The organism is Pseudomonas sp. HY13-MNA-CIBAN-0226 (assembly GCF_040310305.1).
Lineage (GTDB): Bacteria > Pseudomonadota > Gammaproteobacteria > Pseudomonadales > Pseudomonadaceae > Aquipseudomonas > Aquipseudomonas gregormendelii.
In genome coordinates this window covers 113,490-125,949 of the sequence record NZ_JBEOPS010000013.1, presented here as the reverse complement: position 1 = coordinate 125,949, position 12,460 = coordinate 113,490, and the positions used below count along the sequence as shown (strand labels likewise).

The 12,460-nt window shown below is 59.9% G+C and carries 11 protein-coding genes; 3 read left to right on the top strand and 8 right to left on the bottom strand.

Translation table 11 applies throughout. The features are described from left to right. Positions 1–34: 34 nt before the first annotated feature. The 5 genes from AAEZ05_RS16055 to AAEZ05_RS16035 all read right to left on the bottom strand — a co-directional run bounded on the left by AAEZ05_RS16055 (position 35) and on the right by AAEZ05_RS16035 (position 5,055). Positions 35–1,276 (bottom strand): SfnB family sulfur acquisition oxidoreductase, encoded by a 1,242-nt coding sequence (locus AAEZ05_RS16055; RefSeq protein WP_205893598.1) that lies wholly within the window; start codon positions 1,274–1,276, stop codon positions 35–37. 317 nt (positions 1,277–1,593) lie between these two features. Beyond that, positions 1,594–2,349, bottom strand: coding sequence for an L-cystine ABC transporter ATP-binding protein TcyN (gene tcyN / locus AAEZ05_RS16050; RefSeq protein ID WP_122840763.1), 756 nt, complete (start codon positions 2,347–2,349; stop codon positions 1,594–1,596). A gap of 4 nt (positions 2,350–2,353) precedes the next feature. Further along, the gene (gene tcyL, locus AAEZ05_RS16045) at positions 2,354–3,019 is read right to left on the bottom strand and encodes a cystine ABC transporter permease (RefSeq protein ID WP_045061302.1); all 666 of its coding nucleotides are present in this window, start codon (positions 3,017–3,019) and stop codon (positions 2,354–2,356) included. Beyond that, complete coding sequence (gene tcyJ, locus AAEZ05_RS16040; protein ID WP_045061303.1) at positions 3,019–3,813, bottom strand: cystine ABC transporter substrate-binding protein; 795 nt, start codon at positions 3,811–3,813, stop codon at positions 3,019–3,021. The genes tcyL and tcyJ overlap by 1 nt, the downstream gene beginning before the upstream one ends. Before the next feature lie 249 nt (positions 3,814–4,062). Beyond that, positions 4,063–5,055 carry a D-cysteine desulfhydrase gene (locus AAEZ05_RS16035; protein ID WP_350648025.1) on the bottom strand — a complete coding sequence of 331 codons (993 nt, stop codon included), beginning with the start codon at positions 5,053–5,055 and terminating at the stop codon, positions 4,063–4,065. A 190-nt stretch (positions 5,056–5,245) separates the two neighbouring features. Here AAEZ05_RS16035 and epsC point away from each other — a divergent pair, with 190 nt between their 5' ends. From epsC to mgrA, 3 genes are all read left to right on the top strand, one after another. Next, positions 5,246–6,172, top strand: a complete 927-nt coding sequence (epsC, locus tag AAEZ05_RS16030; protein WP_045061305.1) for a serine O-acetyltransferase EpsC — start codon at positions 5,246–5,248, stop codon at positions 6,170–6,172. Positions 6,173–6,599: 427 nt separating this feature from the next. Further along, positions 6,600–8,555, top strand: coding sequence for a choline transporter BetT (betT, locus tag AAEZ05_RS16025; RefSeq protein ID WP_177328583.1), 1,956 nt, complete (start codon positions 6,600–6,602; stop codon positions 8,553–8,555). Between the two features lie 67 nt (positions 8,556–8,622). Next, entirely contained in the window at positions 8,623–9,660 is a 1,038-nt protein-coding gene (gene mgrA / locus AAEZ05_RS16020) for an L-glyceraldehyde 3-phosphate reductase (protein WP_045061308.1), read from the top strand. Between the two features lie 147 nt (positions 9,661–9,807). Here the strand turns inward: mgrA and tauD are convergent, their stop codons facing one another. From tauD to tauB, 3 genes are all read right to left on the bottom strand, one after another. Then, the gene (gene tauD / locus AAEZ05_RS16015) at positions 9,808–10,650 is read right to left on the bottom strand and encodes a taurine dioxygenase (RefSeq protein ID WP_045061309.1); all 843 of its coding nucleotides are present in this window, start codon (positions 10,648–10,650) and stop codon (positions 9,808–9,810) included. A 179-nt stretch (positions 10,651–10,829) separates the two neighbouring features. Then, positions 10,830–11,663 carry a taurine ABC transporter permease TauC gene (gene tauC, locus AAEZ05_RS16010; protein WP_045061310.1) on the bottom strand — a complete coding sequence of 278 codons (834 nt, stop codon included), beginning with the start codon at positions 11,661–11,663 and terminating at the stop codon, positions 10,830–10,832. After that, positions 11,660–12,454, bottom strand: coding sequence for a taurine ABC transporter ATP-binding subunit (tauB, locus tag AAEZ05_RS16005; protein ID WP_045061311.1), 795 nt, complete (start codon positions 12,452–12,454; stop codon positions 11,660–11,662). Before tauB ends, tauC begins: the two co-directional genes overlap by 4 nt. Positions 12,455–12,460: the final 6 nt, after the last annotated feature.

The window sequence follows — 12,460 nt, the reverse complement described above, 5'->3', positions numbered from 1 at the left end:
TTCTCCAGAGATCTGGTCAAAAGTGTTCCGGGGGTCAAATCCAGGAATGACGAGCCGGCAGGGTGCCGTTCAAGTGGTAAGTGCCGACCGCGTGATATTTCCAGCGCACCGGATCGTGCAGCGTGTGCACCCGGGCGTTACGCCAGTGGCGGTCGAGATTGAATTCAGCGAGGGTGGCGCGACTGCCAGCCAGTTCGAAGAGTTTTTCACTGGCCTGTAGCGAGATCTCGGTGGTCAGCACTTTGGCTTCGGCCACGGCTATCGAGGCTCGGGCCGCAGACTCGGCAGTCAGCGGCGTGGCGCTGACCTGATCGAGGACTTTGCCGGCTTTGCGCAACAGCGCTTCGGCTGCGTGCAGTTCGATTTTCAGCTTGCCGATGTCGGCGATCACATAGAGGTCGTCACTGGCTCGTTCGACCTGGGCATCGATCCATGGCCGGGCACGGGTTTTCACGAACTCGATGGCGTCGTCGATGGCGCCCCGGGCGATACCGGCGTCAATCGCGGCCTGAATCAACTGCGAGACGGCGCCCTGGATATTGGGCGTGTCATTGATCTTCCAGTTGTCCACCACCAGTTCGGCTTCGACCTGCACATTGTTCAGCAGGAGGGTGCCGCTGGCGGTAGTGCGCTGGCCAAAACCCGACCAGTCATCAACGATGCGCAAACCCGGCGTGCCGCGACGAACGAAGGCCAGGACTTGCTTGCCATCGTCGTTGAGCGCCTTGACGGCTACCCAATGGGCGAACAGCGCGCCCGTTGAATAGAATTTCTGCCCGTTGATTACAAAATCGTCGCCGCTCGGGGTGATTCGCGCCTTGAGTTCCAGAGTGTTTTTGGTGCCGCGCTCTGGACCGGCATTACCGATCCGCCAGCCTTGAAGCACGCTGGTGAACAGCTGCTTTTTTTGCGCATCGGTGGCGCTGCCGAGCAGCAGGTGAAGGATGCCGAACTGGTTCTGCGGGATTTGACCCAATGCCGGGTCGGCCGCGGAAATAATCGCGAACACCTCGGCCAGGGTCACGAAGGAGACCTGCGGGCCGCCGTATTCGCGGGGAATGGAAATACTGCCCAGGCCGCTACGGGTGAACTGTTCGATTTCCGACCAAGGCAGCTTGCGCTGCTGGTCGCGCCTGGCTGCTTGCAGGCGCGCGACCTGCGCGAGTTCACGAGCGGCCTTGATGGCTTGCGCATCGTTGCGCAGCACCTGTGCTGGCAATACCAACGGGGCGATGTCCAGATCACTCTGGACGAGTGCATCTGCCAGACTGGACATCAGTGCCACTCCTTGGCTGCACGCAATGCCCTGGCGTTCTGCACTGGGGTGATTGTGTTCCGGACCATACCTACCTCACATCTTCATGGAAACGCCGCGCGAAATGGCGGCGAACGAAATCAAGAATGTCCGGTGGTCCGGTGCATATACCGTAAGCGTGTATAAATAATAAATAAACTAACTTTTAGGAATATGCATAGAAGGTATGGCTGACTCTCACTGCCACGCAGACGCCTCGGTTTGAGCCGCGCACAGGTTTTGAATTTATAACGCAAGGGAGACTTCCGTCCTTGGAAGTTAAAAGTAGTGCGGGGAGGTTAGGCGTGGGTGTTGTTCAGAAACTTGCTAAGGAATTGTTTAGTCCGTTCTTCTTGAGGATTGGCAAACAATGCTTTCGCCTCGCCTTGTTCCACGATCACGCCCTTGTCGAAAAACACCACGCGGTTGGCGACATCCCGGGCGAACCCCATTTCATGAGTCACGATAACCATGGTGCGCTTCTCCTCGGCCAGTCCGCGGATGGTCGCCAGCACTTCACCCACCAGCTCCGGGTCCAGCGCTGAAGTCGGTTCATCGAACAGAATCACTTCCGGCTCCATCGCCAGCGCCCGGGCAATTGCCACGCGCTGTTGCTGGCCACCGGAGAGGCGCCTTGGATAGGCGTCTTCCTTGCCGGCCAGGCCGACCTTGGCCAAGAGCTTCTTGCCCAAGGCAACAGCCTCGGCCTGGGGGATTTTTTTCACCACGATCGGCCCTTCGATGACATTTTCCAGGGCGGTGCGATGGGGGAACAGGTTGAAGTTCTGAAACACGAAACCCACGTGCTGGCGCAGGCGGCGCACCAGGCTCTGCTGCTGGTTCAGTGGACGGCTGCCATCGATTTCGATGTCGCCGACCTTGATCCGGCCGCTGGTGGGTTCTTCTAGAAAGTTCAGGCAGCGCAGGAAGGTGGTTTTGCCCGAGCCGCTAGGCCCGATGATCGCCACCACCTCGCCGGCCTTCACCTGCAGGTCGATGCCGTTAAGCACCACCTGACCCTTGAACTGCTTTGTCAGTTTTTCCACGACAATCATTGGGTCAGGACTCCTGGTCGTGCCGATTGACCCGCTCTTCCAACTTGTTCTGCAGGTGCGACAGCACCGTGGCCAGAATCCAGTAGATCAGTGCGGCGGCAAGATACATGGTGAAGATTTCGAAGGTGCGAGCTGTGATCAGCTGCGCCTGGCGGAACAGTTCCGGCACCTGGATGGTGGCTGCCAGGGCGGTGTCCTTGACCAGCGAAATGAAGCTGTTGCCCAGTGGCGGCAGGGCCGTGCGCATCGCTTGCGGCAGAATGGCCCGGCGCAAGGTCTGCGCACGGGTCATGCCGATACTCGCGGCGGCTTCCCATTGGCCGCGTTCGATGGAGCTGATCGCAGCCCGCAGGATTTCGCAGGCATAGGCGGCCATGTTCAGCGAGAAGCCAATCAGGGCCGCTGGCAACGGATCAAGTTCGACACCCAGTTGCGGCAGGCCGTAATAGATCACGAACAGTTGCACCAGCAACGGTGTGCCGCGAAAGAACGACACGTAGATGCGGGCGATCCAGCTCACCAGCTTGAAGCGCGACAAGCGCATCAAGGCCAGGCCAAAGCCCATCAGCAGGCCGAAAAACATGCCGCCCAGGCTCAAGATCACCGTGTAGTACGCGCCCTTCAGCAGGAAAGGCGCGGAATCCAGCGCGAGTTTGAAAGCCTCTTCCATTATTTAGTGACGTCAGCGTTGAAGTATTTTTCCGAAAGCTTGGTCAGTGTGCCGTCGGCACGCAGCTTGTCGATCGCCTTGTTCACGGCCGCCAGCAGTTCAGGTTCGCCTTTACGCAGGGCGATACCGGCTTCCTGACGGGAGAACGGTTCGCCGGCGGCGGTGGTGTCCTTGGCCTTTTTGGCGTATTCCAGCGCTGCAAGGCGGTCGATCAGGATGGCGTCGATACGACCCACTCGCAGGTCCTGGAACTTGGTCGGATCATCTTCGTAAGTGCGCACGTCGGCGCCCGGTACGTTGGCTTTTACCCACTGTTCGTAGTTGGTGCCCAGGCCCACGCCGACTTTCTTGCCAGCCAGGTCGTTGGCGGTTTTGATGGTGTCCTTGTTCTTGGTCAGAACCAGCGCCTGAATCCCGGAAACGGTGTACGGTTCGGAGAAGTCGTACTTCTTCTTGCGCTCTTCCGAAATGGTTACCTGGTTGACCACGGCGTCGAGGCGCTTGGATTCCAGCGCCGCGAGGATCCCGTCCCATTTGGTCGGTTGCAGCTTCACTTTCACGCCCAGCTCTTTGGCCAGGGCTTCGGAGAATTCAACTTCGAAGCCGGCCAGTTTGCCGTCGGCGTCGACGAAACTGAACGGTGGGTAGGTGCCTTCCAGGCCGACGTTGATCACGCCTGCGTCCTTGATTTTTTGCAGTTGCTCACCGGCAACGGCCTGGCCGATCAGGCCGGCGCTCAGCGCCAGGCCCAGCGAACCTACCAGCAGATTTCGACGGAGTACGGAAAAATTCATGACAAGCCCCTGTGGTTTCTTATGGGAAGACGCTTTAGGAATGTTGGCAAATTCGGGATTGAAGCGACTGCATGATGCTGCCCTGAAGCAGCATATGTGTTTTGCCACAAATTCGCCTGCGGCGCGACTATATGATGACGGCAATAGATAATAAAATAATAAATATCGCTTCTTTTATTCGTTAAAAGAATAAGCGGCACAACATTGTAGGAGCTGCCGAAGGCTGCGATCTTTTGATCTTGCAACCCGTCAAAGGAAATCCTTGTAAGCAAACAACGCCGGCGCCCCACCCGTGTGCAGGAAAATGATCGGTCCCTCATCAAAACGCTGCCGTCCAATCCCATCGAGCATGCCAGCCATGGCCTTGCCGGTGTACACCGGGTCCAGCAACAAGCCTTCCTGACTCGCCACAAGCTTCACCGCCGATAACGTCCCTGCATTCGGTTCGCCATAACGCGGGCCGAAATACTCGTCCCACAATTGCACTTTGAAGGCTGGCGGCAGGCTCATACCCATCAGCTCTGCCGTGCGCTCGGCCAGCCCCTGCACCTTGGGTCGCTGCTCTTCATCGTTGCGCGATACGGTCACCCCGATCACTGGCAAATCCGGCAGTACTTCGCTCAAAGCCAAGGCCAGACCGCTGTGGGTCCCAGCGCTCCCGGAAGCGAGGACCACTGCGGCAAAGGTCAGGCCGGTGTCCTTGATCTGCTCGGCCAACTCGAGGCCGGCGCGCACGTAGCCCAGTGCACCCAGGGCATTCGAACCGCCAATCGGCACAACATAAGGATTCTTGCCATTGTTACGCAGGCGATCTGCCAGGGCCTGCAGTTGGCCGTCGGCGTCGTCGAGGTTTTCCACCCATTCAACCTTGGCGTCGAACAGGTCCAGTAGCAGGCGATTGCCATTGCCCAGGTAATTTTTGTCATCCGTGCCCAGGGGATTTTCCAACAGGGCGACGCAACCCAGTCCCAGCTTGGCGGCCAGGGCTGCCGTTTGCCGCACGTGATTGGATTGCAGCGCCCCGGCGGTGATCAAGGTATCGGCACCCTGGGACAACGCGTCGGCTGCCAGGTACTCGAGCTTGCGCAGCTTGTTGCCGCCCATCGCCAGTGGCGTCAGGTCGTCGCGCTTGACGTAGACATCGCGGCCCAGCCAGGTCGAGAGGCGTTCGAGTTTTTCCAGGGGCGTGGGATGGCCGAGCAGGTCGAGGCGGTCAAAACGGGCGAGCTGTTGTTTGATCATGGTTCCGTACTGGCGGAGGAAGGTGTCAGGACTATAGGCAGCCCCAAATCCGTGGGCAACCGTGAATCGCTTATAGCTGAAAGTACTGAGTACAGCACTATTGGTTCTTAATTCGATTTTGAGACCTTGCCGTAAAGTAAATGCCGTCAAGGCGGCCAGACAGTCCGGCCGCCCGAGAGGAGTCTTTACCGTGAGCGAGCGTTCCAGCCATTGGCAGTTGCAGACCATCGTCAGCCAACTGCGTACAGCGCGTGATCAGTGGCGCACCCAGAATGGCCGTGTCAGCGGAGAGCAGGGCGGTAGGGAATTACCTTCCCGGGCGGCCATGGCGGAAATTCTTGAAGCGCTTTGTGGCGCATTGTTCCCGATGCGCCTTGGCCCTGTGGACCTGCGCGAGGAGAGCGAAGACTTTTACGTCGGCCACACCCTGGATGTCGCCCTCAACGCGTTGCTTGCCCAGGCACGCCTCGAACTGCGTTACGCCGCGCGCCACAGTGCGCAGGCCGATACCGAGGTCGAGGCGCGGACGATTCAGATCATCCAGGATTTCGCACTTGCCTTGCCGGGCCTGCGCAGTTTGCTGGACACCGACGTACTGGCGGCTTATCACGGCGACCCGGCGGCACGCAGTGTCGATGAAGTGCTGCTGTGCTATCCCGGCATCCTGGCGGTGATTCACCATCGCCTGGCGCACCATTTGTATCGCGCCGGCTTGCCCTTGCTGGCGCGGATCAGCGCGGAAATCGCGCACTCGGCCACCGGCATCGATATTCACCCCGGGGCGCAGATTGGCCGCAGCTTCTTTATTGATCACGGGACGGGCGTGGTGATTGGCGAGACGGCCATCATTGGCGAGCGCGTGCGGATTTATCAGGCGGTGACGCTGGGCGCCAAAAGGTTTCCGGCGGATGAGGACGGGCAGTTGCAGAAGGGCCATGCCCGGCATCCGATTGTCGAGGATGACGTGGTGATCTATGCCGGTGCGACGATCCTGGGTCGGATTACCATTGGCAAGGGCTCGACCATTGGCGGCAATGTCTGGCTGACACGCAGTGTGCCGGCGGGGTGCAACCTGACGCAGGCGAATCTGCAGCACGACGACGGGACGCAGAAGTAAGGGCTGAAATCCTCAGTGATCTTGCTAACGCCTTCGCGGGCAAGCCACGCTCCCACAGGATTGATGTCGTTCGCGTAATTACCGTACGACACAACTCCTGTGGGAGCGTGGCTTGCCCGCGAAGGATTTCAAGCCGACCGAGATAATGGCATTTATCGCTAATTTCTTGCTGAACGAATGCCCCCAGCCCCGCGTCATACCCTTCCTTGAGCTAGCGTACAAACAGTACCGCCGAGCCTTGCGATTAGTCCTTAGCGCCCTATCCATGTTTAACTTGAACGTTCATTCAAGTTAAAACCTTGGTTCGCTGCCCGCTCACAACAGGAGGCTTGCCTTTGCTGAGTCCGATTTTTACAGCTACATCCGCAACCGTTGAGGTGCACACTTCATGAGTGCATCGTCTCTCCCTCCAAGCGGCCAGGTCCGCATGAATCCGCCGGTGTTCTACTTCTCGGCGACGTTTATCCTGCTGTTTGGCATTGTCGTCATCGCCATGCCTGAACAGGCCGGTGCCTGGCTTCTGGAAGCGCAAAACTGGGCGGCCAACACGGTCGGCTGGTATTACATGCTCGCGATGACCCTGTATCTGGTCTTCGTGGTGGTCACCGCCTTGTCCGGCTACGGCAAGATCAAGCTCGGTGCCGACCACGACGAACCCGAATTCAGTTACCTGTCCTGGGCCGGCATGCTGTTCGCCGCCGGGATCAGCATCACACTGTTCTTCTTTTGCGTGTCCGAACCGCTGACCCACCTGGCGCAACCGCCTCAAGGGGAAGCGGGCACGGCGGATGCCGCACGCCAGGCAATGCAGATTCTGTTTCTGCACTGGGGCCTGCACGGTTGGGGCGTATTCGCGTTCGTGGGCATGGCGCTGGCTTACTTCGCCTACCGGCATAACCTGCCGCTGGCCTTGCGTTCGGCGCTGTACCCGCTGATTGGCAAACGCATCAACGGCCCGATTGGCTACGCGGTGGATGGCTTTGGCATCATCGCCACGGTGTTCGGCCTGGGTGCCGACATGGGTTTTGGGGTGTTGCACCTCAACTCCGGCCTCGACTACCTGTTCGGTATCGCCCATACCCAGTGGATTCAGGTCGGCTTGATCACCCTGATGATGGGCGCGGCAATCATCGTTGCGGTGTCCGGCGTCGACAAAGGCGTGCGGGTGATGTCCGATATCAACATGTTGCTGGCCTGCGCGCTGCTGCTGTTTGTGTTGTTCGCCGGTCCTACCCAGCACTTGCTCAATACCTTGATCCAGAACATCGGCGATTATCTCGGCGCCTTGCCGATGAAGAGCTTCGACCTCTACGCCTACGACAAACCGAGCGACTGGCTGGGTGGCTGGACGGTGTTCTACTGGGCCTGGTGGATCGCATGGTCGCCGTTCGTGGGGCTGTTCATCGCACGGATTTCCCGTGGCCGGACCATCCGCGAGTTCGTCTTTGGCGTATTGCTGATCCCGCTTGGCTTCACCCTGGCGTGGATGTCGATCTTCGGTAACAGCGCGATCGATCAGGTGCTCAATCACGGCATGAGTGCACTGGGCATGTCCGCCATCGACAACCCGTCGATGACGTTGTACCTGCTCCTGGAAACCTATCCGTGGAGCAAGACGGTGATCGCGGTCACCGTGTTCATCAGCTTCGTGTTCTTCGTCACCTCTGCCGACTCGGGCACGGTGGTGCTGTCGACGCTGTCGGCCAAGGGTGGCAATCCCGATGAGGATGGTCCGAAATGGCTGCGGGTGTTCTGGGGCGCTATGACTGCGCTGGTCACCAGTGCGCTGCTGTTTTCGGGCAGCATCGATGCGTTGAAATCAGCGGTGGTGCTGACCTCGCTGCCGTTCTCGATGATCTTGCTGCTGATGATGTGGGGCCTGCACAAGGCGTTTTACCTGGAGTCGCAGAAGCAGATTGCGCAGCTGCATTCCCTGGCGCCGGTATCCGGCTCGCGGCGTGGCGGATGGCGTCAACGCTTGACTCAGGCCGTGCATTTCCCGTCGCGTGACGAAGTCTATCGCTTCCTTGATACGACGGTGCGCCCGGCGATTGAAGAAGTGACGGCCGTGTTCGTCGAAAAGGGCTTGAGCGTGGTCACTCAACCCGACCCGGCCAACGACAACGTCAGCCTGGAAATCGGACATGGCGAGGAGCATCCGTTCATCTATCAAGTGCAGATGCGCGGGTACTTCACGCCGTCGTTTGCCCGCGGAGGCATGGGCTCCAAGCAGCTCAACAATCGCCGTTATTACCGGGCTGAAGTGCATTTGGCCGAGGGCAGTCAGGACTATGATCTGGTCGGCTACACCAAGGAGCAGATCATCAACGACATCCTCGATCAGTACGAGCGGCACATGCAGTTCCTGCATTTGGTACGTTGATCAGGAAAGGTGAGGGCGTCATCGGGAGCAAGCTTTGCTCCCACAGAAATCAACGAGAGAGGATTCGATGATCTATACCGCTGCTGAAAATCGCTACGACTCTATCCCATACCGCCGCGTAGGCCGCAGCGGGCTGGTGCTACCGGCGTTGTCGCTGGGCCTGTGGCACAACTTCGGCGACAGCACGCCGATCGACACCCAGCGCTCGTTGCTGCGCACCGCGTTCGACCTGGGCATCAACCACTTCGACCTGGCCAACAACTATGGCCCGCCCTACGGCAGTGCCGAGATCAACTTCGGTCGTTTGCTGCGTGAAGATTTCAAGCAGTACCGCGACGAACTGATCATCTCGAGCAAGGCCGGCTGGGACATGTGGCCCGGCCCCTATGGCCAGGGCGGCGGGTCGCGCAAGTATGTGCTGGCCAGTCTTGATCAGAGCTTGCAGCGCCTGGGCCTGGACTACGTTGATATCTTCTACTCGCACCGTTTCGACCCGGACACGCCACTGGAAGAAACTGCCAGCGCACTGGCAACAGCGGTGCAGCAAGGCAAGGCCCTGTACATCGGGATCTCCTCGTATTCCGGGGTTAAAACCCGCGAAATGGCCGAACTGTTGAAAGAGTGGAAAGTGCCGCTGCTGATCCATCAACCGGCTTATAACTTGCTCAATCGCTGGGTTGAAAAGGACCTGCTGGATGTCACCGATGAGCTCGGCGCTGGCGTTATCGCCTTCACGCCGCTGGCCCAGGGTCTGCTGACTGACAAGTACCTCAACGGCGTGCCGACGGATGCGCGGGTGAATCGTCCGGGGGGTGGTTCGTTGCAGGCCTCGCATTTGTCTGAAGCCAACATCGCTCATGTGCGCGCGCTGAACGAGATTGCCAAGCGTCGCGGCCAGAGCCTCGCGCAGTTGGCACTGGCCTGGACACTGCGTGACCCGCGGGTGACCTCGGCGCTGATCGGTGCAAGCCGGCCTGAGCAGATTATCGAAAACGTCGGGGCGTTGAAGAATCTGAGCTTCAGTGCTGAAGAGTTGGCGGAGATCGACCGCTTTGCCCAGGAAGGCGGGATCAATCTCTGGGAGAAGCCTTCGACGGCTGAGTAAGCGTCAGGCGCCGGATTATCTGGTGCCTCTCAGGTCGCCTTCGCGAGCAAGCCCGCTCCCACAGTGAGTTTTGTGCATGGCACGGATTCCTGTGGGAGCGGGCTTGCCCGCGAAGGGGCCATCAAATTCGCGACAAAAACTGGGCAACTACCGAAAGAACGGAACATCACCCAACACCGTAGCCCGCTGCATCACCCGCCGCGCAGGCCGGTAATCGTCTACCGCGTAATGCTGCGTCACGCGGTTATCCCAGAACGCCACGTCGTCCTTCCGCCACCGCCAGCGAATGGTGAACTCCGGGCGAGTGGCATGGGCGAACAGCAGTTTCAGCACCGCCTCGCTCTCGGTGTCGGACAGCTCGTTGATCTTCGAGGTGAAGCCGTCGTTGACGAACAGCGACCGACGCCCGCTCGCCGGGTGCGTGCGAACCACCGGGTGCGATAACGGCGGGTTCTTGCGTCGGGCCTCTTCCCATTGGGCCAGCGCTTCAGGGGTGTTGCCGTAGCGCTCTACCGGGAATGACCGGGTGAAGTCGTGAGTGGCTGTCAGCCCTTCGAGCATGGATTTCATGGGGGCGGACAGCGCCTCGTAGGCTGCAATACCACTGGCCCACAAGGTGTCGCCGCCAAATTCGGGCAGCAGCTTGGCACTGAGCACCGCGCCCATTGCCGGGGTGGGCAGGAAGGTCACGTCGGTATGCCAGATAGCGTTGTCGCGCACGTCGGTGACGGCGGTGTCGAGGATCAGTACTTCGGGTTGTTCCGGCACATTGGGGTAGATCGGATGAATGTGCAGGTCGCCGAAATACGCGGCGAATCGTGCCTGTTGTTGTGGCGTGATCGGTTGGTCGCGGAAGAACAGCACCTGGTGCTTGAGCAATGCCTGCTCGATAGCGTCGCGTTGTTCCGGAGTCAGTGGCTGGCTCACGTCGACACCGCTGATCTGCGCGCCGAGGGCCGAGCTTAAAGGGACTATCGTCAGGTTACTCATCGTGATTCTCTTCAATTCTGAGTGTCGTCTATGTTTGGTGAACGACACGGCACCTGTAGGCGCTGTCGGAGGCTGCGATTTTTTGATGTTGTTTTTTAGACGCAAGATCAAAAGATCGCAGCCTCGGTTCCCTCGACAGCTCCTACAGGGCTGGGTCCAAAAAGGGGTATTCAAATTTTTCAGTGGGCCTGGCCGTGCCACGGCACCAGCTTGCGTTGCAGGGCGCGCAGGCCCATTTCCATGGCGAAGGCGATGAGCGCGATGACCAGGATCCCGAGTACCACCACGTCAGTGACCAGGAACTGCGCGGCCGACTGCACCATGAAGCCCAAACCACTGGTGGCGGCGATCAGTTCGGCGGCGACCAGCGTCGACCAGCCAACCCCCAGGCCAATGCGCACGCCGGTCAGGATGTCCGGCAACGCGCTCGGCAGGATCACATGGCGAATCAGCTGCGCGCGGGTAGCGCCCAGGGACTGTGCAGCACGCAATTTGGCCGGATCGACGGTGCGCACGCCGGTGGCGGTGGCAATGGCAATCGGGGCGAAGATCGCCAGGTAGATCAGCAGGACTTTGGACAGCTCACCGATGCCGCACCAGATCACGATCAGTGGCAGATACGCCAGCGGTGGGATAGGGCGGTAAAACTCGATCAGCGGATCGAGAATGCCACGGGCGATGCGGTTGTGACCGATGGCGATACCCACCGGAACGGCGGTCAGCACGGCAAAGCCCAGGCCCAGGCCTATACGGCTGAGGCTCGCGCCCAAATGCTGCCACAACGTCGAGTCCATGTAGCCGGTGGTTACCAGCAACCAGCCCTTCTGCAGGACGGCCGACGGTGGTGGCAAGAACAGCGGCTCGATCATGCCGGTTGCCGTCACAGCCCACCAAAGCGCTACCAGTGCGACCAGTGTCAGGACGCTGATCCAGCGCGTGCTCAAGCTGCGGCGTACGGGAATCACCGTCGAAGCGGTTTTTACCCTAACGGCAGGAATTTCGTAGCTGCTCATGCGCGCTCCTGCCGTTGTGCGGCGCTGCGTTGGGAGAACACCTTGGCGAGCACGTGTTCGCGGGTTTCGATAAAACGTGGGTCGGATTTGATCGCCCGTGCCGACTCGCCGGCGGCGTAACGCTGACCGAAGTCCAGGCTCAGACGTTCGACGATCTGCCCCGGATTTGGCGCCAGCAGAATCAGGTCTGTGGCAAGAAACACCGCCTCTTCGATGTCGTGGGTAATCAGAAATACCGGTTTTGCGGTGCGCTGCCAGACTTGCAGCAGCAGCTCTTGCATCTGTTCACGAGTGAACGCATCGAGCGCGCCGAACGGTTCGTCCATCAACAGTACGCGAGGGTCGGCCGCCAGCGCACGGGCCAGGCCGACACGCTGTTTCTGGCCGCCCGAAAGCTGCCAGATGCGCCGGTGTTCGAAACCGGACAGGTCCACCAGCGTGAGCATTTCCCGCGCACGGATTTCGCGCTTGTCTTTCGAGACGCCTGCCAGTTCCAGGCCGAAGCCGACGTTAGCCAGCACGTCCTGCCAAGGCAGCAGGGCGTCGTCCTGAAACACTACGCCGCGTTCGGCGCTCGGTCCCTTGACGGGCACGCCGTCGAGGGTGATGCGCCCGGCGCTGGGCTCGACGAAACCGGCAATCAGGTTCAGCAGTGAGGTCTTGCCACTGCCCGACGGGCCGAGCGCCACCAGCAATTGCTGAGGCCCCAGGCTCAGGGAAATATCCGCCAGTACCGGTTCGGGGCTGCCGGGGTACTGTGCGCTGATACGCTCCAGCTGTAGCAAGGCCATCGCAAT